The sequence below is a fragment of the Mycobacterium haemophilum DSM 44634 genome (assembly GCF_000340435.2).
In the GTDB taxonomy this organism is placed as follows: Bacteria; Actinomycetota; Actinomycetes; order Mycobacteriales; family Mycobacteriaceae; genus Mycobacterium; species Mycobacterium haemophilum.
The window spans coordinates 3206593-3228738 of the sequence record NZ_CP011883.2 but is presented as its reverse complement, the minus strand read 5'-3'; the positions used below and the strand labels follow the sequence as shown (position 1 = coordinate 3228738).

Below are 22146 nucleotides of genomic sequence, written 5' to 3'. Positions count from 1 at the left end.
CTGGCTCCCGTAGTTTGCAGTGGTGCCGCGTCCCAGCAGCAAACTACACGGGTCGAAGACCCGCAAATCCGGTTCCGGCGGATTTCTGCGGCGATTCAATCCGGTTGGCCAGTGCACGAATAGGCCAAACTGCTGCCCTACTTCTCGTCGACCATGACACGGCCGCCAACCTAGGGAAGGTGTCGGGCATATCTCGGCCGGCACTCTACGGTGGCGCACCGCCTCGCAATCCGCCTTCGAATCGGCGCCCAGGATGGTCGACACCACAGCTTAATTCCGCGGTATTCCGCCTCCAGGCCGGCTGGCAAAGGATTCGCCGGGGCGAGCCCGAGCGCGGGTTCTAGGGTGTAACACCATGGGATTTCTCACACCCGACCTACCGCAGGTCGACATGGTCGAGTGGAGCAAGGGCACGCGCAGCGAAAAGATCCGCCCGATGGCCAGGCACTGGGCCGAAGTGGGTTTTGGGACGCCGGTCGCAGTGCACTTGTTCTACGTGGTCAAAATCCTGCTCTACATCCTGGTGGCCTGGCTGATTGTGCTGACCACCACTGGCATCAATGGGTTCGCCAGTGTCCTGTCGTGGTATTCGGAGCCGATCGTGTTCCAGAAGGTCGTGCTCTACACGATGCTGTTCGAGGTGATCGGGCTGGGCTGTGGCTTCGGGCCGCTCAACAACCGGTTCTTTCCGCCGATGGGCTCGATCCTCTACTGGATGCGGTTCGGCACCATCCGGCTGCCACCGTGGCCGGATCGCGTCCCGTTGACGAAGGGCACTGCGCGCAAGCCGGTGGATGTCGTGCTGTATGCGGCGCTGTTGGCGATGACGTTGGGGGCGTTGTTTTCCGATGGCACCGGCCCGATTCGAGAGTTGGGCACCACCGTGGGGGTGCTGCCGGTGTGGGAGATCGTGCTTATTCTGGTAATCCTTGCGATGCTTGGGCTTCGCGACAAAGTGATCTTCCTGGCCGCCCGCGGCGAGATTTACGCGACGCTGACGGTGACCTTCTTGTTCGGCGGCTCGAACGCCACAGACATGATCGTCGCGGCCAAGCTGGTGTTCCTGGTGATCTGGATGGGCGCAGCGACGTCAAAGCTCAACCGGCACTTCCCGTTCGTGATCTCGACGATGATGTCTAACAACCCGCTGCTGCGGCCGCGGTTTGTCAAACGGATGTTCTTCGAGAGGTTTCCCGACGACCTGCGGCCCGGACGATTGTCACGGATCTTCGCCTACGTCAGCACGTTCATCGAGATGTGTGTGCCTATTGTGCTGTTTTTCGCTCACGGTGGCTGGCCAACCGTGGTGGCCGCGACGGTAATGGTGTGCTTCCACCTGGGGATCCTGACGGCGATCCCGATGGGCGTGCCGCTGGAGTGGAATGTCTTCATGATCTTCGGTGTGCTGTCGCTCTTTGTCGGCCATGCTCAGCTGGGTCTGAGTGACCTGAGAAATCCGGTGCCGGTGGCGATTCTGATCGCTCTGGTCGCGGGAATCGTCGTCGCGGGTAACGTGTTCCCGCGCAAGATCTCGTTTCTGGCCGGCATGCGCTATTACGCCGGCAACTGGGACACCACGCTGTGGTGCGTTAAACCCTCGGCCGACGAGAAGATCAAGAGGGGCATCGTGGCGATCGCGAGCATGCCGCAGGCTCAGCTGGAGCGCTTTTACGGCAAGGAGCGGGCGCAAATTCCGATGTACCTCGGATATGCGTTCCGCGCCATGAACACCCACGGCAGGGCGCTGTTCACCCTGGCGCATCGGGCGATGGCTGGCCACAACGAAGATGACTATGTCATCACCGACGGAGAACGGATCTGCAGTACCGCCGTCGGGTGGAATTTTGGCGACGGCCACATGCACAACGAGCAACTGATCACCGCGATGCAGCAGCGCTGCCACTTCGCACCCGGCGAGGTGCGTATCGTGCTACTCGACGCGCAGCCGATCCACAAACAAACCCAGGCGTACCGGCTGGTGGACGCGGCGACAGGCGAATTCGAGCGCGGTGTGGTCAGGGTGGCCGACATGGTGACTCGGCAGCCCTGGGCCGACGATGTGCCGGTCCAGGTGCTGTCCGAGCCAGCCGACGAGTCCGAGGTGACTTAGGCCCCGGCCCGCACCTGGTGCGCTGCCGCAACCATGTTCTGCAGCGACGCGCCCACCTCTTCGACCGATCGGGTCTTCAGCCCGCAGTCAGGGTTAACCCAAAGTCGTTGCATCGGTATAGCTTTCAATGCTGCGTGCAGCGACTTGGCCATCTCGTCGGTGCTTGGTACCCGCGGCGAGTGGATGTCATAGACGCCCGGGCCTACGCTGTTGGCGAAGCCGACCGCGTTCAGGTCGTCCAATACCTCCATGTGTGAGCGCGCCGCCTCGATGGATGTGACGTCGGCGTCCAGGTCGGCGATAGCTCCAATCACCTCGCCGAACTCTGAGTAGCACAGATGAGTGTGGATCTGCGTCGAGTCGGCAACCCCCGAGGTCGCTAGGCGGAAAGCCCTTACCGCCCAACGTAAGTACTGGTCTTGATCAGCGCGGCGCAGTGGCAGCAGCTCACGTAGGGCGGGCTCGTCGACCTGGATGATCGCGATCCCGGCGGACTGTAGATCCACGGTCTCATCGCGAATCGCCAGTGCCACTTGGTTCGCGGTGTCGGCCAGCGGCTGGTCGTCGCGAACGAACGACCAGGCCAAGATCGTGACCGGTCCGGTCAACATGCCCTTCACCGGTTTGTCGGTCAGGGACTGTGCGTAGGTGATCCACTCGATTGTCATCGGGTGGGGCCGGGACACGTCGCCGTAGAGGATCGGCGGACGTACGCAACGGCTGCCGTAGGACTGCACCCAGCCGTGCTGTGTGGCGACGAAGCCCTCCAGCTGCTCGGCGAAGTACTGCACCATGTCGTTGCGCTCCGGCTCGCCATGGACCAGTACATCGAGCCCGAGTTGCTCCTGCAGCTTAATGACTTCGGCGACTTCTTTTTTCATCCTGCTGATGTACTCGGCCTCGTCGATCTCAGCGGCCCGCAGCGCCGCGCGCGCCTTGCGGATCGTCGATGTCTGCGGGTAGGAGCCGATCGTCGTGGTCGGCAGCGGCGGCAGGTGTAGGCGCGCGTCCTGGCTGGCGCGGCGCTGCGCGGCCTCGCCGCGGTGCGCACCGGACGAGACGATCGAGTCGATACGCGCACGGACCTGCCCGTTGTGCAGCCGCGGATCGCTGCGCCGCGAGGCAACGGCGGCATTGGACGCCGCGATTTCATCGGCGACCGCGTCGCGCCCGTCGCGAAGTGCGCGTGCCAGCACGACGACTTCGGCCACCTTTTCCGCACCGAACGCCAGCCAGCTGCGCAAGTTGTCGTCCAGGTCGGTTTCTAGTTCCAGCGAATACGGCACGTGCAGCGTGGAGCACGACGTCGAAACAGTAACGGTGGCTGCCGAACCCAGCAGGGTCGCCAGCTTGCCCAACGCAGATTCCAGGTCGGTGCGCCAGATATTGCGTCCGTCGACGATGCCGGCGACCAGAGTCTTGGTAGACAGCTCGGGCACGGCGGCCACCGCGGTCTGCGCACCGGCGACCAGGTCGATGCCAATCGCCTCGATGGGTGTGCGGGCCAGCCCCGCCAAGGAAGCACCGGGATCACCGAAGTAAGTGGCTACGTAGATGGCGGGTCGGTTGCTCACTGAGCCGAGCGCGTTGTACACCGCCTCCGCCAAGGCCGGCGCATCGGGGGACAGATCAGCCACCAGCGCCGGCTCATCGAATTGCACCCATTGCGCGCCATTCTCGGCGAGTAGCGACAGCAGCTCGGAGTAGATTCCCACCAGCTCCTGCAGCCGCTCGACCGGTGCGCCCCCGCCATTGATGCCCTTGCTCAGCAACAGAAAGGTGACCGGCCCGATAACGACCGGGCGGGCCGGAATCCCTTGCGCAAGTGCTTCTTTCAGCTCAGAAAGCACCTTGTCCGGGTTCAGTGTGAACGTGGTCGCGGGCTCGATCTCGGGAACCAGGTAGTGGTAGTTGGTGTCGAACCACTTCGTCATCTCCAGCGGCTCGATGTCGTCGTTGCCGCGCGCGAGCGCGAAGTACCGATCCAGGTCGTCGGGGACTTTTGTTGCCCGGGCCGGCAGCGCGCCCAGCATGACCGCGGTGTCGAGCATCTGGTCGTAGTAGGAGAAGGTGTTCACCGGTACCGAGTCCAGGCCGGCGGCGGCCAAGTCCGACCACATGTCGCGGCGCAACGACGCGGCAATGGACTCTAGTTCTGATCTGCTGATACGTCGGGCCCAATAGCCCTCGGTCGCTCGTTTGAGTTCGCGGCGCGGACCGATGCGTGGGGAGCCAGTAACTGTTGCGGTGAATGGTTGAGCGGTCACGAGTTCGTCCTTTAATTAGCAGGGTGGTCACCGCCAGCGGACGCACAGCCGATCCGATGCGGCAGCACCTAATCTATTTAGAGGTACTACCGCTAACGGCTCCGGCCAAACGCCCATTCCACGAGGCGGTGAGCCGTCGGACGCGGCGCGCCCGACACAGCCGGCAGGTCTTCGGACTCGCAGGCGCGCACCGGTAGGTGCTCCTAAAGGCCGTCGCTTCCCAGTCTCGGATTTCCTAAGACCAGTGCTTCTAGACGGCGGTCGTTCCTGCATACCGCTGCGGGACAGTCCCGGATTCTCACCGGGTTCCCTCTCGCGATGCTTCGCTAACATCACTCGATGCTGGCGCCGCGTGGTGCGGCGACAGCAGACCAGCTGCATCATCCAGGCTACCCTGCGCGCTTGGCGTGCGAAATCGATGGTTCGACAGATGGTCGAGTCACCGTCTAGTGCCGCAGCTATGGTCCACTTTAGTTCGCTGGCGCGTAGATGGGCATTCGCGGCCGCCTTGGCTTACGGGTACGGGAAGAACGGCGCTTCGGGCGATACAACAATGCTTCGGCCGAAGCAAGGGTTTACTGGCGCTGCATGTTATTGGCAGGGTCTGCGTTGTCGAGTTCGATTACGGCGCTGAGTGATTCGGCGATCTCGTCGTTGTTGTTAGGCGTGTTGGCGATGATCGCCGGTGCTGTCGTGTTGTGGTGCAGTCGCGCTGCGCACGGACTGTGGCCGCATCGGGCAAACAGTCACCACCGAGGGCGACCGCGATACACCACATCGAGCAGCATCTTGCCAGGGTCATGGCGAGCCCGCCTTGACCACCATGGCACCGCTCTCGACAGCGCTGGACGCAGCCTGGCGACCGACCGACAGACAGAGTGTCTTCCAACGCGCAGATCTTGAGATTTCAGCAGTCCAAGAATCCCCTGCAGGACAGGAACTTCCGTGCATTACCCGCAGTCAAAACCCAATGACATGAAACGTCGAAGCTAAGGCGATCTCCGTCTTAAGGGCAACGTCAGCGACTGCCTCACCGGACCGCAGTCGTCGACCAATTTGCCGACGCACATTCGACCTACGATACGGGTGCAGCTCGCACGGACCAATTCACGGGGCTGGTCGGTCCCGGCCTCGTGCCCAAGATAGGCGCCGTAGACGCGCCAACGCTGTCCTGGTCGCTGGTGTCGTGTTGCTCCTCGCTTGGTCGGCTTGGTTGAGCATGGCATTGTTGCTGGACCACTAGACCGTGGCGGCGTCCTTGAACAACCCGGCCGCGCTGGCGATCGGCGGCGGCTCCCACGAAGGCAGCTTCGACAACTCATCGGACACCTGAGCGGCATAAGTCATCATCGCTTCTTGGTTCTTGGCGCAGTACTTGCTGTATTGGTCCTCAAGGTCGGCGATGTCCGCAGCGTTTTGCCCGGCCACGTTCGTCAATATCTGCTGCACCTTCGCCGTACGGTTGCGGTACATCCTTTCCGGATGCACCGTCATCTCACGCGCACACGAAAAGGCGTCCACGAGGCACTCGATCTGTTCGTGAGTCGCAAGGATCTGGCGGATGAGGGTATCCAGCCAATCGCGAAACTTCACGGCCACCTCGGTCATCCGTATCGCTGACGTGCCTGACCACTGCTCTTCCAGACTATGGAGAGCTTGCTCGAACGGCTCGATTAACCGACTCAATCTCAGCGAACATCCAGTTTCACACAGTGTAGGCGGCACACATCGAGTTGGTACTCCGGCCGTTCCACATTGTGACGGAGAGATGCGGGTGGCGCTGAACCTGCTGTTCCGAGAGGACGCGGCCGAACACCGGGCTTTGCTGAGGAGATACTGCGGACCGAAAGCCCGGTCAAGTGCCACTTCCGCATGGCACGCACCTCGACGTCGATCGGTGACGTGCAGATTCCGCCCGGAAGCACGGTGATGCTGCTGCTGCCCGGCGCGAGCAACCGGGATGCGCGTAAATTTCAGCAACCCAACGAGTTTCGCGTTGACCGCGCCAACGTTCGCGAACATGTAGCGTTTGGGCGGGGCAACCGTTCCTGCCCCGGTGCGCCGCTGGCTCGAGCAGAGGGGCGAATTTCGCTTTACCGCATCCTCGATCGGATGTCAGACATCGCCATTCTCGAGGTGATGCACGGCCCACCGGACGCCCGTCGCGGCAACTATGACGCGACCTGGCAGCTGTGCGGGCTCACCGAGCTGCACATGGGATTTACCTCGATCGGCTGAACGCTCACCGACGTGTCCATCGGACACAGAATGAAATCACTTGTGTCACTTCGGTATCAGTGGTCACGGGCGGGGATTCTGTCGGTGGCCTCCGATAGTTTCGGGGGCATGGGTTGTGGCGCGGTCGTGGATCGGGAGGCGATCACGGCGGCCTTTGATGCGTTGGATGCTGCGGTTGATGGTGTGGCCGCGCTGGATTTTGATGCGCTGTGCGCCCGGGAGTGGTTGGTGTTGTTGGAGCGCTGTGAGCGGGTGCGCCGCAGGATACCTGCCGTCGAACACCCGATGATCAATCAGCTTGCCCGCCAAGCGACCCCCGAAGAGTTGGGCGGCACGCTTTCGCATGCGATTGCTGAGTGGACGCTGATCAGCCGCGCCGAGGCCGCCAAGCGTATCCGGGAGGCCGCCGATCTGGGGCCGCGTCGGGGCTTGACCGGTGAACCGTTGCCACCCGTCTTGGCCGCGACCGCCGCAGCACAACGCGCCGGGAAGCTCGGCGCCGGTCAGGTGGCGGTGATTCGGAAGTTCTGCCACGGGTTGCCCGGCTGGGTCGATACGGCAACCCGCGAACACGCCGAAGCGCATCTTGCGAAACTGGGCTCCCAGTTTCGGCCCGAACAATTGGCCGGGCTGGCCGATCGGCTCGCCGACTGCCTCAATCCCGACGGCACCTACAGCGACACCGACCGCGGCCGGCGGCGCGGCGTAACCTTAGGCAACCAGCAGACCGACGGCATGACGGCGCTGCACGGCTGGCTGACCCCCGAGGCCCGCGCCACGCTGGAGGCTGTGCTGGCCAAACTGGCCGCGCCCGGCATGTGTAACCCCACCGATGACACCGCATGTGTGGACGGCGCACCCAGCCAAGACGCGATCGAGCGGGATACCCGCAGCCCCGCCCAACGCAACTATGACGCCCTCACTGCCGCGTTGCGCGCCCTGCTGGCGTCGGGAAAGCTGGGTCAGCACAATGGGCTACCGGCCTCCATCATCGTGTCCACCACCCTGGCCGAGCTCGAGGCCACCGCCGGCACGGGCCTCACCGGCGGTGGCAGCATTCTGCCGATGAGTGATGTGATCCGCCTAGCGCGGCATGCCCGGCACTATCTGGCGATTTTCGACAAAGGCAAGGCGCTGGCGCTCTACCACACCAAACGGCTCGCCTCTCCCGGGCAGCGAATCGTGTTGTACGCCAAGGAACGTGGCTGCTCCGCGCCCGGCTGCACGGTGCCTGGGTACTACTGCGAAGTGCATCATGTCACCGATTACGCTCAATGCCGCAGTACCGACATCAACAACCTCACCTTCGGCTGCGGCCCCCAACACCGCCTCCTGCAACCCGGCGGCTGGACCACCCGCAAAAACACCCACGGCGACACCGAGTGGATCCCGCCCCCACACCTCGACCACGGCCAACCCCGCACCAACACCTTCTGGCACCCCGAAAAACTCCTCCGCACCGGAGACGACGATAGGGACGACGACGAAGGCGACTAGGCGTGGCCCCCCTGTGCCAACCCGGGCTCGTTAGTGATCTGCGGCGCCTCCGCAAACGGGGTCAGCAGCGACATTCATCCAATGCTTCACCTGCATAGACGTTCATCGCCCGGGCATTCTGGGCCCAGTACCGCATATATTTGGCATCCAAGGCCGCGATCGTTGGAGCGTTGTTTCCGAGTAGGTTCGTCTGGATCAGCCACGCTCTTTTGGCAACGTTATCGGCGATCACCGCTGAGGGCACTATAGAAAATGTGCCGTCTGATAGGCACGCGCGTGCGCCTGGTCAGCTTGGCTGTCGCCTCGGCAAGATTTGAGACCTCCACCAGCCAAGCCCGATACGACAGGGCGGCCTCGGCCATCCGTATCGCCGCCGGGCCCTGCCACACCTCCGTCAGCGCCTCGAGCACTGCACCGATATTCTCCGTTGCTGCACCCAGGTCACTCGCCAATTGAGACCAGTTGCGGGCGGCGGCCAGCATCGTGTTCCTTATCGGTTGGTACCGATATCTGCCGTGCTGGTGTCGTCTGCAGCTATATCTGTGCGGCGTTGGTAACCTCGGCGATTGAAAACTTATCTGTGGCGTTCGATATGGAGCCGGCAAGCTAGTCATAAATTACCGGGGTGACAATCTCCTCGACGCTCGGGTCCGTGACACCGCGAATCTGGATCGCCTGCTGCGCAGGCCCAAGGCCACCGCGGGGGCGTTGCGCAAACGCGCATCGCGCTTCTCGCTGGGCACCTCAGTGCCCCAGGATGTTCACCGCCTGGCCAAACACGCCGGGCAGTAACGCACATGCTGGGACTAGGGCACGGCGCGTCGCGCGTGGTGTGGTGGCTACCACTAACGCGCGGGTAAGCAACCGGTAATCGCGGGTAACCCGATGCCACGCAGCCTCATACGACGACGGTGCATCATCGACGATGGCGTGGACCGCGGCACCGGCTTGCTTAACGGCGAGGCTGACGCCCTCACCTGTCAGGGCGTCCTCATATCCGGCCGCGTCGCCCACCAACAGGACCCGTCCGGCGACGCGACGCGAGACAACCTGTCGCATCGGGCCGCTGCCGCGTGCCGGCCCGCGGCTGGCATTGCGCAGATGGCTTGCCAGCCATGGGAACCAGGCAAGCTCCGGTTTGCTGCGGGACAAGATCGCGACGCCGACGAGGTCCGGCTCGACCGGCGTCACGTACGCCTCACCCCAACGGGACCAATGCACTTCGACGAATTCCGACCACGCCGGTACCCGGTAATGCCAGCGCACGCCGTAGCGCCGCGGCGTTCCGGGTGTTGCGCTGATTCCGACGGCACGTCGTACCGTGGAATGTAGTCCGTCGGCCGCCACCAACCATTTGGCGCGGACACCCGCGGCCGTCACACCATGCGCGTCTTGCTGGACAGCGGTTACTCGCGCTCGGATCCATTCCGTATCTTGCTCTTTGGCGCGTGCTGCCAGCGCGGCGTGCAACGTAGTGCGCCGCACACCCCGCCCCGGCCCGGTGTGAAACCGTGCCTGCACCCGGCGATGGTCGCTCAAATAGGCGATCCCGTGCAGCGGGATGCCGGCCGGTTCGACGCCGAGCGACGTCAGTTCGGCCAGGCCGCCGGGCATCAGCCCCTCGCCGCAGGCCTTGTCGATGGGATCCTCACGCGGCTCGGCCACGATCACCGAAAGCCCTTGGCTGCGAGCGTGTAACGCGGTGGCGAGGCCTCCGGGGCCGCCGCCAACGATCAGCAGGTCGGTGTCATAGGTGGTCGTCATGTGTAGCCCAACGCGGAGTTCTCCACCCGAATTCGCACGCTCAACAACAACGCGTTAGCCAGGGTGAAACCGAGCGCCGTCAGCCACGCGGTGTGCATTAGCGGCAACGCCAAACCCTCGGCCACCACTGCAACATAGTTCGGATGGTGCAGCCATCGGTAGGGCCCGAGTCGTACCAACGGAGCATCCGGTAACACGATCACCCGAGTGTTCCACCGTCGGCCCAGCGTCGTGATGCACCACCAGCGCAGCACCTGGCTGAGCCCTGCGACTCCGAGCATTGGCCAGCCCAGCCAGCCGATGAACGGCCGGTGCAGGGCCCACGGTTCGACGATGCAACCGAGCAGCAGGGCAGTGTGCAGGCCGACCATCACCGGATAGTGCGAGTGTCCAAACTCCTTGCCGCCGTTGGCAAAGGCCCATCGCGCGTTTCGCTTGGCCACGATCAGTTCGACCAGCCGTTCGACACCTACCGCCAGGATCAGCAAGTAATACATAGCGTTACCAGCGGAGCAGGACCAGTTCGGCGGAGAAGCCCGGGCCCATGGCGATCATCAGCCCGATCGAACCCGGCGGCGGTGGGTCGGCCACGGTGCTGTTGAGGATGTCAAGTACCGAGACCGACGACAGGTTTCCGTTGTCACGCAATGAGTTCCTGGTGCGGTCGAGGGCATCTGCCGGCAGATCCAGCACATCTTCGACCGCGTCGATCACCTTGGGGCCGGCGGCGTGCAACAGCCACGTTGAGACGTCCGCTGTGGTCAGCCCGTGGTCGGCAAGGAAGCTGCGGACGTCGTCGCCCAGGTATTTCTCGACGATGGTCGAGACCTCGACGGACAGGACGATCTGAAACCCGTTGCTGCCGATGTCCCAGCCCAACACGTCTTCGGTGTCCGGGTAGGTCCGGCTGCGGGTAGCCAGCAGCTTTGGTCCGTTCGGTGCCCGGTCGGCTCCGGCAGCGACGACGACGCCGGCGCCGTCACCAAAAAGGCTGGAGGCGACGAGATTGGCCATCGAATGGTCGTCGCGCTGAACGGTCAGCGAGCACAGCTCGACCGCTAGCAAGGCGGCCACCTGGTCGGGGAAGCCGCGCAGGTAGTCATGGACACGCGCCAGCCCGGCTGCGCCAGCGACACAGCCCAAACCAAACAGGGGCACACGTTTGACATCTTGGCGCAGTCCGACCCGCGTGGCTAGCCGCCCTTCCAACGACGGAACAGTAAGCCCGGTAACCGTTGTCGAAAAGACGATATCGATCTCCGACGGCCGGACCTTGGCCTGGTCAAGCGCCGCGAGCAGCGCCTGTTCGGCCAGATCGAGGGCGATTTCGAGGAAGGCATCGTTCGCCTCGGTAAAGCTGCTCAGCTGGCCGTACCGCGACAGCGGCAGCGCGGTGTTTCGAAACTCGACCCCGCTGCTGAGAGCAAAGCGGCGAAATTCCGGACCGGCGAACTCGGTCAGTGCACTGATGGCTTCGTCCTGCGTGTACCGGTTTGGTGGGAATTTCACGGCAACACCCGCAATCGACGGATCTGCGACGGCTGTTGGTGTTTTCAAAGCTAGGCGCATTGAACCCCCCCTGTGGTCTGATTTATACAGGAAGTCACGTTGGTACCGCTGGAAGGGTTCAAACGGTTGGCGTGTTGGCCACCGCCCACCGCGCCTCAACGCACTGAGCCGACACGCCCCAGCGATTTGCTCTATTCGACTGCGGATCTTCCGATTAGGTTGGATGCTGTGCGGATTCTGCTGACCGGTGCTACCGGCAATGTGAGTTCGCGCCTGGTCGCGGCGCTGTTTGCGAGCCGCCGCCAGGTGCTGGCAGCCACCCGAAACCCGGGTCTTCTCAAGCATTTCGACTGGTCCAACCGTGTCGCACCGGTCATTTCTGACGCGTCTGATCCGGCGTTGGCGCGGGCGCCGTCTTCCCTTGCAGCAGACACCACGGGTCATCTACCTGGGTGGATTGGTGTCCAATAACGACGCGCTGTCCGATCTTGACCGCCTCGCCGAACGCGCTGCGCATTCGGCGGCTCGCAGTGGGGCTGGTGAACATCGTCTCCGGCCCGATCACCGGTGCGCTGCGTACCGGCCTCGTCATCCTGATCACCTTGATTCCGAAAGTACATCCTGCATGAATCAGCCCAGCACTTCCTCCCGGACCGACATGCGCGCTGAGCTGCGTCGCGCGATCACCAATATCGCTGTGCCACACCATGAACCACCCTCAGTCGTACGCCGACGACGCATCGTCGTCGGCGTTACATTAGTGGTTGGCGCGGCGGTGTTGGGGTTGTCGCTGCGACGCGCACCGGGTGAGTCGAGCTTCTATTGGCTGACATTGATCCTCGCGGTTGTGTGGATCACCGGTGCGGTCGTCTCGGGGCCGCTGCATCTCGGCGGCATCTGCTGGCGCGGCCGCAACCAGCGTCCGGTCATCACGGGGACGACCATCGGTCTACTGCTCGGCGGCATTTTCCTGCTGGGCGGGCTGGTCGGCAAGCAAGCTCCGGGTGTTTCGGGCTTGATCACCCGCGTGCTGCAGTTCGCCGACCACGGATCGTTTTTGCTGATCGTGCTGATCACCGTGGTCAACGCTGTCGCCGAGGAGCTGTTTTTCCGCGGCGCGCTCTATACCGCGCTGGGCCGCCACCGGCCGGTGCCGATTTCGACCGTCCTGTACGCCGCCGCGATCATGGCCGGTGGGAACCTGATGCTCACCGGTGCGGCGATCGTTCTCGGGACCGTATGCGCGTTGGAGCGCCGAGCGACCGGTGGGGTGCTGGCATCGATCCTGACCCACGTCGTGTGGGGCCTGATCATGGTTCTCACGCTTCCCCCGTTGTTCGCCGTCTAATCCTTGGGAGGCCGGTGCAGAGCGGTCAACGGTGGCTGCGAAGATGGCGAAGATGTCAAGGACCGGATTGTTCGCTTCGGCGTGGGCCGACGGCGTCCGGGTTGACGAGAGGTCGGTCAATCATGGCGGGACCGCTGCACGGGGTGCGTGTTGTTGAGCTGGCCGGCATCGGGCCGGGCCCGCACGCCGCGATGATCTTGGGGGACCTCGGCGCCGACGTGGTGCGCGTCGATCGCCCGTCGTCTGGTGCCGGGGGAGTCGTTCAGGACGCGATGCTGCGTAACCGGCGCGTGGTGATCGCCGACCTCAAATCCGACGCGGGACGCGAGCTGGTGCTCAAACTCGTCGCCAGAGCCGACGTGTTGATCGAGGGCTACCGTCCCGGCGTCACCGAACGACTTGGCCTCGGCCCCGAGCACTGCGCCGAGGTTAACGACCGGCTGGTCTACGCCCGAATGACTGGCTGGGGCCAAACCGGACCCCGCAGCCAGCAGGCAGGTCATGACATCAACTACATCTCTTTGAACGGCGTCCTGCACGCCATCGGCCGGGCGGGCGAGCGACCGGTTCCTCCACTGAACTTGGTGGGTGACTTCGGCGGCGGCTCGATGTTTTTGCTGGTCGGTATTCTGGCGGCGTTGTGGGAGCGGCAGACCTCCGGCAAAGGTCAGGTCGTTGACGCCGCGATGGTCGACGGCTCCAGCGTGCTGGTGCAGATGATGTGGGCGATGCGTGCGTCGGGCATGTGGTCCGACACGCGCGGCAGCAACATGCTCGACGGTGGCGCGCCCTACTACGACACCTACGAGTGCGCTGATGGCCGCTATGTCGCCGTCGGCGCCATCGAGCCGCAGTTCTACGCGGCCATGCTGGCCGGGCTGGGTCTGGACGCCGCCGAGCTGCCGCCGCAAAACGACCGCACCCGCTGGCCCGAAGTGCGGGCACGCTTGACCGCGGCGTTCGCTAGTCACGACCGCGATCATTGGACCAAGGTGTTCGCTGGTTCTGACGCTTGTGTGACGCCGGTGTTGGCGTTCGGCGAGGTGCGCACCGAGGCGCATATCACCGAGCGGTGCACCTTCTATGAGGTGAACGGCGGTCTGCAGCCGATGCCCGCACCGCGGTTCTCCCGCACCGCGCCGGACCGGCCCTGCCCCCCGGGCGCGCCGGTAGCCGACATCGAAGCGGTACTCAATAGTTGGGACGATTAGGGAAGGTTCGCATGGAGATCAGAGACGCCGTCGCAGCAGTCACTGGCGGTGCATCAGGTCTGGGCCTGGCGACCACCAAGCGGCTGCTGGATGCCGGGGCGCAGGTCGTGGTGCTGGACATCAAAGGCGACGAGATAGTTCGCGAGCTCGGCGGTCGTGCGCATTTCGCGCCGGCCGATGTCACCGACGAGGCCGCCGTATCGAGCGCGCTGGACACGGCGGAGACGTTGGGCCCGCTGCGCATCGTGGTCAATTGCGCCGGCACCGGCAACGCTATCCGGGTGCTGAGCCGCGACGGCGTGTTCCCGCTAGCTGCCTTCCGCAAGATCATCGACATCAACCTGGTCGGCACCTTCAACGTGCTGCGGCTAGGTGCCGAGCGGATCGCCAAGACCGAACCCATCGGCCCAGATGGAGAGGAACGTGGCGTCATTATTAATACCGCTTCGGTGGCGGCCTTCGACGGTCAGATCGGCCAAGCTGCCTACTCCGCGTCCAAAGGGGGCGTGGTGGGCATGACGCTGCCGATCGCACGGGACCTGGCTAGCCACCGCATCCGGGTGGTCACAATCGCGCCCGGCCTGTTCAACACGCCGTTGCTGGCGTCCTTGCCTGAGGAGGCCAAGGCGTCGTTGGGTAAGCAGGTGCCGCATCCGGCGCGGCTAGGCAACCCGGATGAGTATGGGGCACTGGCCGTGCACATCGTCGAAAACCCGATGCTTAACGGAGAGGTCATCCGTCTGGACGGCGCCATCCGCATGGCGCCACGTTGAGCCATCCGGATTCCGACCCGATAACCCGGATAACCCAGAGAACAAAGAAAGCCCCTCGCGTTGCGAGGGGCTGACTTGGGATACCAGAAACGAATTTAGCGACGGAACCATCGAGTGATAGCGGGTTCGGCCATGAGTAGCCGTGCGAGCACGCTCATAAGCCGCGGTCAGCTTGCCGTAGGCAGCGGTTGCCAGTCTTCGAACTGTTCTGAGGTCTCGCCTTCCACCAGCATGTCGCCGTGGTAGAGGGCCTCAAAGTCAGCCTTGATGACGTCCGCACTTGAGTCGTCGATCCACATGGCACTGAGCCTATGGGTCGCCATTAAGGAAATGTTGAGTCACGATTCGGAAAATGGTGGCAATTCTTACCAGCGGGTAGGTTGGCGCCCGGCGTTGGGCGCTTCGCCTGCCCGCCGGCAGCAACGGTGCCGAGATCGGCAGCGCAGTGAACCATCCCAGCATCCGCATCCGTGCCTAGGGCAGGTGTTGTTAGACGCCTGTAACTTATCGTTGATAAGTTACCGCGAACAGGTGCCGGGGCTAGCGTGACCGGCGCCGGCGGTGGAAGGACGCGGCCATGCTGCAGAGGATCGCTCGACTGGCCATTGCAGCACCGCGACGAATCATGGCAGTTGGAGTTTTCGTCTTCATCGCTGCGGCGATCTTCGGCATCCCCGTCGCTAAAAGCCTGTCTCCCGGCGGTTTCCAAGAGCCGAACTCGGAGTCGGCGCGCGCAATCCAGGTGTTGACCGACAAGTTTGGGCAGAGCGGTCAGCAGATGCTCATCGTGGTAACCGCATCCGCGGGTGCCACCAGCGAACAAGCCCGCAGGGTGGGCACCGACCTCGTTGACCAGTTACAACGGTCGTCATTGGTATACAACGTCACGTCGGCGTGGACTCGGCCTCGCTCCGAGGCACCCGAGGCCCCAAACGATCTGGTCAGCATCGACGGCAAGTCGGGGTTGATCGTGGTCAACCTCAAAGGCGGTGAAACCCACGCACAGGACAACGCCCAAACCCTGTCCGACGAACTCGTCCACGACCGTGACGGCGTCACGGTACGCGCTGGCGGCCCGGCGATGCAGTACGCGCAGATCAACAAGCAGAATCAGGACGACCTGCTGGTCATGGAGATGATCGCGATTCCACTGAGCTTCCTGGTGCTGGTCTGGGTATTCGGTGGGCTGCTGGCGGCGGCTTTGCCGATGACCCTCGGTGCATTAGCCGTCGTCGGCTCCATGTCGGTGCTGCGGCTCGTTACCTTCACGACCGAAGTGTCGATCTTCGCGCTCAACCTGAGCACAGCGATGAGCCTGGCGTTGGCCATCGACTACACGCTGTTGATTGTCAGCCGCTATCGCGACGAGTTGGCCGAGGGCAGTGACCGCGATGAGGCACTGATCCGGACCATGGTCACGTCCGGTCGCACCGTGCTGTTCTCCGCGGTCACCGTGGCGTTGTCGATGTCGGCGACGGTGGCCTTCCCGATGTACTTCCTGAAGTCGTTCGCCTACGCCGGTGTGGCCAGCGTGGCCTTCGTCGCGACGTCGTCCATCGTGCTAACCCCGGCCGCGATCGTGCTGCTGGGCCCGCGGCTGGACGCACTCGACGTCCGCCGCTTGGTGCGTCGGGTGTTACGCCGCCCCGATCCGGTGCATAAGCCTGTCGAGCAGCTGTTTTGGTACCGGTCGAGCAAATTCGTGATGCGCCGCTGGGTGCCGATCGGTCTGGCTGTAATCGCGCTGCTGGCGCTGCTCGGATTCCCGTTCACTGGCGTGAATTGGGGTTTCCCAGACGACCGGGTGCTGCCGCGTTCGGCGTCGTCGCATCAAGTCGGTGACCGATTGCGCACCGGTTTCGCGCACGATACTGCGACGGCGGTGCCGGTAGTTGTCCCCGATGCCCGCGGCCTGAACCCAGCGGATCTCGACACCTATGCCGCCGCCTTGTCGCGGGTTGCGGAGGTGTCGGCGGTAAGCGCCCCGGGTGGGACGTTTGTGGGTGGAAACCGGGTGGGACCACCGGCGGCCGCCACCGGGTTGGCCCACGGCAGTGCATTCTTGACTGTGGACAGCTCGGCGCCGCTGTTTTCGCAAGCCTCCGACACTCAGCTCCAGCGGCTGCACGCGGTGGCCGGACCGGCCGGTCGGTCCGTTGAGATGGCCGGTGTCGCGCAGGTCAACCGCGACAGCGTCGACGCGGTGACGAACCGACTTCCGTTGGTGTTGGGGCTCATGGCCGCCATTACCTTCGTGTTGCTGTTCGGCCTCACCGGCAGCGTGCTGCTGCCGGTGAAATCGTTGATGTGCAATGTCCTGTCGCTAACCGCAGCGTTTGGCGCGCTGGTGTGGATCTTCCAGGACGGCCATCTCGGCGCGCTGGGAACAACCCCGAGCGGGACGCTGGTGGCCAACATGCCGGTGCTGTTGTTCTGCATCGCGTTTGGGTTATCCATGGATTACGAGGTGTTCTTAGTGGCTCGGATTCGTGAGTACTGGCTGGCTTCGGGGGCCGCTCGACCGGGGCGACCCAGCGCAGCCCAGGCCCACGCCGCTAACGACGAGAGTGTGGCGCTAGGCGTGGCCCGTACCGGCCGGGTGATCACCGCGGCTGCATTGGTGATGTCGATGTCGTTCGCTGCGCTGATCGCCGCCCACGTGTCGTTCATGCGGATGTTCGGTCTCGGCCTGACATTGGCCGTGGCCGCGGACGCCACCCTGGTGCGGATGGTTCTGGTTCCGGCGTTCATGCATGTGATGGGCCGGTGGAATTGGTGGGCGCCCAGGCCCCTGGCGTGGTTGCATGATCGGTTCGGTATCAGCGAGGGACCAGCAGAACCTCCGTTCCCATCCGTGCAGCCGGCCAAGGTGTCGGTGCAGCACAACGAGCGTCCGATCCGAGAGTCGGTGACACACATTGGTTAGCGCGTCGATGGAGGGCCTGCCCCGCGCCCGTGCCCCCCGCGGGTCGGGGGATCGGCTGCGCTGGCGGTCGGGAAACAACGTCGATATCGCCCTGGATAGCTCGGCGTTCAAGCACATGTGTGCCTCGGCGCATCGCCCGCCGGAAGAGTCGCGGGCATGACGTCGGCTGCGGCGGCTTCGTCGGCTTCGTCGGCAAAGGTCGACAACCCCTTCTTCGCCCGCGTCTGGCCTATCGCCGCGGCCCACGAAGCCACCGCGGTACGGGTCCTTCGCCGGGAGAACCTGATTGGCTTGTCAGGCCGGGTGCTAGAAGTCGGTGCGGGTATAGGCACAAACTTTGCTTTCTACCCGGCGGCCGTCGAACAGGTCATCGCCCTCGAGCCCGAGCCGCGCCTGGCCGCCCGCGCCCGCGCTGCGGCCGCTGGTGCGCCGGTTCGGGTTGTCGTGATCGGCACGATGGTGGAGGAATTCAGCGGCAAGCAGCCGTTTGACGCGGTGGTGTGCTCGCTCGTGCTCTGCTCGGTTCGCGACCCCGACGGGGTGCTGCACCGGCTGCGTTTGTTGCTTCGGCCGGGCGGGCAGCTGCGCTATCTCGAACATGTGGCCAGCCCCGGCGCCTGGGGCCGGTTGCAACGGTTTGCCGACGCGACGTTCTGGCCGAGGCTGCTGGGGAACTGTCACACCCATCGCGACACCGAGCGCTCGATCGTTAACGCCGGGTTCGAGGTGGACACTTCGCGGCGGGAGTGGACGTTGCCGGTCTGGGTGCCCCTGCCGGTGTCGGAGTTAGTGCTGGGCCGGGCGCATAGGCCTTAGTCCGGCGACGGCGAGCGCCGCAACGGCGCGAGCAAGGAGCCGGACAATCCAGCCCTAGAGTCGGCGACGGCGAGCGCCGCAACGGCGCGAGCAAGGAGCCGGACAATCCAGCCCTAGAGTCGGCGACGGCGAGCGCCGCAACGGCGCGAGCAAGGAGCCGGACAATCCAGCCCTAGCGCGGTCGCCGAGCCGCCTACTTCAACAGGGCGGGCAGCCGCTGCAGCAGCCCTGGCAGTGCCTGACTCGCTGTTTCGCGAATGCTGATCGTGGCGTTCTTGGTAAGCGGTGTGGGCTCGGGATTGACTTCGATCACGACCGCGCCACGCGACAGCGCCAGCTCGGGTAGCCCGGCCGCCGGGAAGACGATCGCCGATGTCCCCACCACCACCATGACGTCGGCGGTTTCGGCTGCCTCCACCGCGCGTCGCCACGGCTCATCGGGTAACGGCTCACCGAACCACACGATGTCGGGCCGGACCAGACCGCCGCAGTGACAGACCGGCGGGTCCACCTCCAGTGCGGGTTCGGGCATCTCGGGCAGCGCACCGGTGTAGGCCACACTGCATCGCGCACAACGGAATTCGAAAAGGCTGCCGTGCAGGTGGTGCACCGGCGTGCTGCCGGCGCGCTCGTGCAAATCGTCCACGTTTTGCGTGATAACGCTGACCTCGATCTGCTCCTGCCAGGCGGCGATAGCGCGGTGCCCGTCATTGGGTTCGACGTTGGCCACGAGGTAGTGCCGCCACAAATACCACCCCCAGACCCGTTCGGGGTTGCGCTGCCAGCCTTGTGTGCTGGACAGCTCGTAAGGGTCGAAGCGTGCCCACAATCCATTCTTGTCGTCGCGGAATGTCGGCACGCCGCTCTCCGCGGAGATCCCCGCGCCGCTCAGCACCGCCACTCGCATGCCACAAAGATAGCCGGGTGTGGGCGATACTGGGTGAGTGGAGCTGCGGGACTGGTTGCGGGTCGACGTGAAGGCGGGCAAACCGTTATTCGACCAGCTCAGAAACCAGGTGATCGACGGAGTCCGGGCTGGTGCATTGCCGCCCGGCACCCGCCTGCCGACGGTGCGTGACCTGGCCGGTCAGCTCGGCGTCGCGGCCAACACCGTGGCCCGTGCCTACCGTGAGCTGGAGTCGGCGGCGATCGTTGAAACTCGGGGGCGTTTCGGCACGTTCATTTCCCGCTTCGATCCGACCGACGCTGCGATGGCGGCTGCTGCCCGCGAATATATCGAAGTGGCCCGAGCTCTGGGACTGGCCAAGTCCGACGCCATCCGCTATCTCACCAACGTGCCCGATGACTGAGATCCGTGTCAGATCGGTTAGCTGCCGGGAAATCTCTTGGCGCACTGGGGAATCAGCTCGAACGAGCGACTGCTCGGACTGTGGGTTTCATCAGCAGTCGGTAGCAGGTCGACTGTGATTCAACGGGTACCTAGCCCGGCCTGGCCTGCAACACTTTAGCTAGCGTGCGCAGATTACGAGTCGTGGTCGACGACTTGTAACGCGGGTTGCCCATCGTCTTGCCGATGGTGCTGTCCAGGGTGCTGCCCTTGGGGACCTGCCAGTAGATGACGCCGTCACCGCGGCTAATTTTCTGGTCCGGGCTCGTATTGTTGTCGGCGAGTGCGGCTAACTCATGGAGCGCCGCTTCGTCGGCGACGAACGTGACGTAGGACTGATACCCGTCGACCTCGCGCTCGAAAGGGTAAGCCTCGAAAATGGTCCGCACGGTATCGATGTCGTAGACCAACACCCAGGCTTGGTAACCGAACTGCTGGCGCAACGCGGCTTCGGCCTTCTTTCGCACCGCGGCAACACCGAGAGACGACTGCAGCAGCACGTTGCCGCTGGCCAGGATGGTGCGCACCTGGGCAAATCCGGCGGTCGTCAGCGCGGTGGCCACCTCGGCCATTTTCAGATTGACGCCGCCGACGTTGACACCGCGAAGGAATGCCGCGAACTGGGCCATGATCTGCAATTTCATCAGGCCGCCGGGGAGCGACGCGATTCGGGGCCGTCCTGCTGTGTGTGCGACGTAGGCTTTCGGCATGGGACGCCAAGTCTTCGACGACAAGCTGCTGGCCGTGATCAGTGGGAACTCCATCGGGGTGCTGGCCACCATCAAACGCGACGGGCGTCCCCAGCTGTCGAACGTGCAGTATCACTTCGACCCGCGTGACGTGGCGGTTCGGGTCTCGATCACCGAGCCGCGGGCCAAGACGCGTAACCTGCGTCGGGACCCACGGGCTTCGATCCTGGTCGACGCCGACGACGGATGGTCCTATGCCGTCGCGGAGGGCACGGCGGCGCTGACCCCGCCCGCTGCCGCACCCGATGATGACACCGTCGAGGCGTTGATTGCCTTATATCGCAACATCGCCGGTGAACATCCGGACTGGGACGAATACCGGCAGGCGATGGTGACCGATCGGCGGGTGTTGCTGACGCTGCCGATCTCGCACATATACGGTCTGCCCCCAGGAATGCGGTAGCGGTTAGTCTGCTCGTATGGCTGAATCGAACTCTCCGCAAGATACAAAGTCTTCTGAGTCTTCGGGGTCTTCCGGGTCAGACGACGACACCAAGCGCAAGTTCCGTGAAGCCCTCGACCGTAAGATGACGAAATCGTCAAGCGGATCCGATCACAAGGACGGCGGCGGCAAGCGGTCGCGGGCTCATGGTCCGGTGGAGAACCGTCGGGAATTCCGGCGCAAGAGCGGCTAACCCGTCGCAGCGTCTGATCATAGTTATTGGCGGACGACGCATTTCGTCCGGTTGTCGGCTGGCGTGCTAGCTGAGTCGGCGAAAAGTGGGGCCACAACGCCGAATTCGTCTAACTTGCTGAGCCATCTCGAATTAGGGATGTCGTCCGCCCCCGATTCCGGGGTGCTGTGCCTACGGCTCTAAAATACCTGGGTGCCGAAACTGCAGCTTGTCCAAGATCCGGCCGCCGACGCGTTGCTGGGCGCCAACCCCTTCGCGTTGCTGGTCGGGATGCTGCTCGATCAGCAAGTGCCGATGGAAACCGCCTTCGCGGGACCCAAGAAGATCGCGGATCGGATGGGCGGTTTCGACGCCCGCGACATCGCCGACCATGACCCGGACAAGTTCGCCGCGCTGTGTTCAGAAAAACCTGCAATACATCGGTTTCCAGGATCAATGGCCAAGCGTATCCAGGCCCTCGCGCAGATCATCGTGGACCGCTACGACGGCGATGCGGCCGCTTTGTGGACGGCCGGTGAACCCGATGGAAGCGAGCTGCTACGGCGGCTCACGGGGCTACCCGGCTTTGGTGAACAGAAAGCGCAGATCTTTCTGGCGTTGCTTGGCAAGCAGTACGGCGTGACGCCGAAAGGCTGGCGGGCGGCGGCCGGAGAGTTCGGCCAGCCCGGTACGCATATATCTGTCGCCGATATCGTCGACGCCCGTTCGCTCGGTCAGGTGCGATCGCATAAGAAGCAGATGAAAGCATCTGCGACTGGGAAAGCGAAGGGAAAGGCGGCAACGTGAAGACCCATATAACGTGCCCATGCGGTGAAGCCATCGTCGGTAAGGACGAAGACGAGCTGGTCGAACTCACCCAGGCCCACTTGGCCAGCGTGCATCCGGGCCTGGAGTACGACCGCGACGCAATTTTGTTCATGGCCTACTAACTGCATTGCCGCGAGGGCGCGTGTCG

General features: G+C 64.0%; 23 protein-coding genes, 1 pseudogene and 1 riboswitch. Of the genes and pseudogenes, 13 read left to right on the top strand and 11 right to left on the bottom strand.

The features are described 5' to 3' along the window. Nucleotides 1-355 precede the first annotated feature (355 nt). Nucleotides 356-2110, top strand: coding sequence for a DUF3556 domain-containing protein (locus tag B586_RS15040; protein WP_054879535.1), 1755 nt, complete (start codon nucleotides 356-358; stop codon nucleotides 2108-2110). Here B586_RS15040 and metE read toward each other — a convergent pair. Together metE and B586_RS20360 are read right to left on the bottom strand one after the other, a co-directional pair. Next, on the bottom strand, nucleotides 2107-4377 hold the full coding sequence (metE, locus tag B586_RS15035; RefSeq protein WP_054879536.1) for a 5-methyltetrahydropteroyltriglutamate--homocysteine S-methyltransferase: 2271 nt from the start codon (nucleotides 4375-4377) through the stop codon (nucleotides 2107-2109). The genes B586_RS15040 and metE overlap by 4 nt on opposite strands. A 145-nt stretch (nucleotides 4378-4522) precedes the next feature. After that, nucleotides 4523-4761, bottom strand: a riboswitch (cobalamin riboswitch). An 855-nt stretch (nucleotides 4762-5616) separates the two neighbouring features. Further along, nucleotides 5617-6102, bottom strand: coding sequence for a PPE family protein (locus B586_RS20360; protein ID WP_236971295.1), 486 nt, complete (start codon nucleotides 6100-6102; stop codon nucleotides 5617-5619). A 78-nt stretch (nucleotides 6103-6180) separates the two neighbouring features. Here B586_RS20360 and B586_RS15025 point away from each other — a divergent pair. Together B586_RS15025 and B586_RS15020 are read left to right on the top strand one after the other, a co-directional pair. Further along, nucleotides 6181-6615: pseudogene (locus tag B586_RS15025) on the top strand (cytochrome P450); the annotation flags it as partial. Nucleotides 6616-6723: 108 nt separating this feature from the next. Continuing rightward, a complete protein-coding gene (locus tag B586_RS15020) occupies nucleotides 6724-8112 on the top strand; it encodes an HNH endonuclease signature motif containing protein (RefSeq protein ID WP_054879539.1) in 1389 nt (462 codons plus the stop codon). Between the two features lie 61 nt (nucleotides 8113-8173). Here the strand turns inward: B586_RS15020 and B586_RS22820 are convergent, their stop codons facing one another. The 6 genes from B586_RS22820 to B586_RS21460 form a co-directional block, all read right to left on the bottom strand. After that, entirely contained in the window at nucleotides 8174-8344 is a 171-nt protein-coding gene (locus B586_RS22820) for a PPE domain-containing protein (protein WP_168162550.1), read from the bottom strand. After that, on the bottom strand, nucleotides 8331-8594 hold the full coding sequence (locus tag B586_RS15015; RefSeq protein WP_054879540.1) for a PPE domain-containing protein: 264 nt from the start codon (nucleotides 8592-8594) through the stop codon (nucleotides 8331-8333). Before B586_RS15015 ends, B586_RS22820 begins: the two co-directional genes overlap by 14 nt. A 262-nt stretch (nucleotides 8595-8856) precedes the next feature. Then, a complete protein-coding gene (locus B586_RS15010) occupies nucleotides 8857-9876 on the bottom strand; it encodes an NAD(P)/FAD-dependent oxidoreductase (RefSeq protein ID WP_047316520.1) in 1020 nt (339 codons plus the stop codon). Further along, entirely contained in the window at nucleotides 9873-10373 is a 501-nt protein-coding gene (locus B586_RS15005) for an isoprenylcysteine carboxyl methyltransferase family protein (protein WP_054879541.1), read from the bottom strand. The genes B586_RS15010 and B586_RS15005 overlap by 4 nt, the downstream gene beginning before the upstream one ends. Before the next feature lie 4 nt (nucleotides 10374-10377). After that, nucleotides 10378-11445, bottom strand: a complete 1068-nt coding sequence (locus tag B586_RS15000) for a type III polyketide synthase (protein WP_054879542.1) — start codon at nucleotides 11443-11445, stop codon at nucleotides 10378-10380. Nucleotides 11446-11758: 313 nt separating this feature from the next. Beyond that, nucleotides 11759-11977 (bottom strand): hypothetical protein, encoded by a 219-nt coding sequence (locus B586_RS21460; protein WP_168162549.1) that lies wholly within the window; start codon nucleotides 11975-11977, stop codon nucleotides 11759-11761. Between the two features lie 33 nt (nucleotides 11978-12010). Here B586_RS21460 and B586_RS14990 point away from each other — a divergent pair, with 33 nt between their 5' ends. From B586_RS14990 to B586_RS14980, 3 genes are all read left to right on the top strand, one after another. After that, entirely contained in the window at nucleotides 12011-12733 is a 723-nt protein-coding gene (locus tag B586_RS14990) for a CPBP family intramembrane glutamic endopeptidase (RefSeq protein ID WP_054879544.1), read from the top strand. A gap of 122 nt (nucleotides 12734-12855) precedes the next feature. Continuing rightward, the gene (locus tag B586_RS14985; RefSeq protein WP_054879545.1) at nucleotides 12856-13944 is read left to right on the top strand and encodes a CaiB/BaiF CoA transferase family protein; all 1089 of its coding nucleotides are present in this window, start codon (nucleotides 12856-12858) and stop codon (nucleotides 13942-13944) included. Nucleotides 13945-13955: 11 nt separating this feature from the next. After that, a complete protein-coding gene (locus B586_RS14980) occupies nucleotides 13956-14717 on the top strand; it encodes a 3-hydroxyacyl-CoA dehydrogenase (protein ID WP_054879546.1) in 762 nt (253 codons plus the stop codon). Nucleotides 14718-14884: 167 nt separating this feature from the next. On the opposite strand, the gene B586_RS21070 is transcribed toward B586_RS14980, so the two are convergent. After that, complete coding sequence (locus B586_RS21070; protein WP_168162486.1) at nucleotides 14885-15040, bottom strand: hypothetical protein; 156 nt, start codon at nucleotides 15038-15040, stop codon at nucleotides 14885-14887. A 254-nt stretch (nucleotides 15041-15294) separates the two neighbouring features. Here B586_RS21070 and B586_RS14975 point away from each other — a divergent pair, with 254 nt between their 5' ends. Both B586_RS14975 and B586_RS14970 read left to right on the top strand, forming a co-directional pair. Beyond that, entirely contained in the window at nucleotides 15295-17643 is a 2349-nt protein-coding gene (locus B586_RS14975; protein WP_054879547.1) for an MMPL family transporter, read from the top strand. Nucleotides 17644-17799: 156 nt separating this feature from the next. Then, nucleotides 17800-18459, top strand: coding sequence for a methyltransferase domain-containing protein (locus tag B586_RS14970; RefSeq protein WP_054879548.1), 660 nt, complete (start codon nucleotides 17800-17802; stop codon nucleotides 18457-18459). A 193-nt stretch (nucleotides 18460-18652) separates the two neighbouring features. Here B586_RS14970 and B586_RS14965 read toward each other — a convergent pair whose 3' ends face one another. Then, nucleotides 18653-19366 (bottom strand): NAD-dependent deacylase, encoded by a 714-nt coding sequence (locus B586_RS14965; RefSeq protein ID WP_047316529.1) that lies wholly within the window; start codon nucleotides 19364-19366, stop codon nucleotides 18653-18655. Between the two features lie 37 nt (nucleotides 19367-19403). Between B586_RS14965 and B586_RS14960 the strand changes: the two genes are divergently transcribed. Next, nucleotides 19404-19769 (top strand): GntR family transcriptional regulator, encoded by a 366-nt coding sequence (locus tag B586_RS14960; protein WP_047316530.1) that lies wholly within the window; start codon nucleotides 19404-19406, stop codon nucleotides 19767-19769. Between the two features lie 130 nt (nucleotides 19770-19899). Here the strand turns inward: B586_RS14960 and B586_RS14955 are convergent, their stop codons facing one another. Beyond that, nucleotides 19900-20436, bottom strand: coding sequence for a DUF1697 domain-containing protein (locus B586_RS14955; RefSeq protein WP_047316543.1), 537 nt, complete (start codon nucleotides 20434-20436; stop codon nucleotides 19900-19902). 79 nt (nucleotides 20437-20515) lie between these two features. On the opposite strand from B586_RS14955, the gene B586_RS14950 reads away from it, so the two are divergent. From B586_RS14950 to B586_RS20340, 4 genes are all read left to right on the top strand, one after another. After that, on the top strand, nucleotides 20516-20959 hold the full coding sequence (locus tag B586_RS14950; RefSeq protein WP_047316531.1) for a PPOX class F420-dependent oxidoreductase: 444 nt from the start codon (nucleotides 20516-20518) through the stop codon (nucleotides 20957-20959). Nucleotides 20960-20975: 16 nt separating this feature from the next. Beyond that, on the top strand, nucleotides 20976-21191 hold the full coding sequence (locus B586_RS20345) for a DUF5302 domain-containing protein (RefSeq protein WP_082129422.1): 216 nt from the start codon (nucleotides 20976-20978) through the stop codon (nucleotides 21189-21191). A gap of 192 nt (nucleotides 21192-21383) precedes the next feature. Beyond that, the gene (locus B586_RS14945) at nucleotides 21384-21977 is read left to right on the top strand and encodes an HhH-GPD-type base excision DNA repair protein (protein ID WP_054879549.1); all 594 of its coding nucleotides are present in this window, start codon (nucleotides 21384-21386) and stop codon (nucleotides 21975-21977) included. After that, nucleotides 21974-22120: a hypothetical protein gene (locus tag B586_RS20340; protein ID WP_003875447.1), complete on the top strand. Its 147-nt coding sequence runs from the start codon at nucleotides 21974-21976 to the stop codon at nucleotides 22118-22120. Before B586_RS14945 ends, B586_RS20340 begins: the two co-directional genes overlap by 4 nt. The last annotated feature ends 26 nt before the right edge of the window (nucleotides 22121-22146 follow it).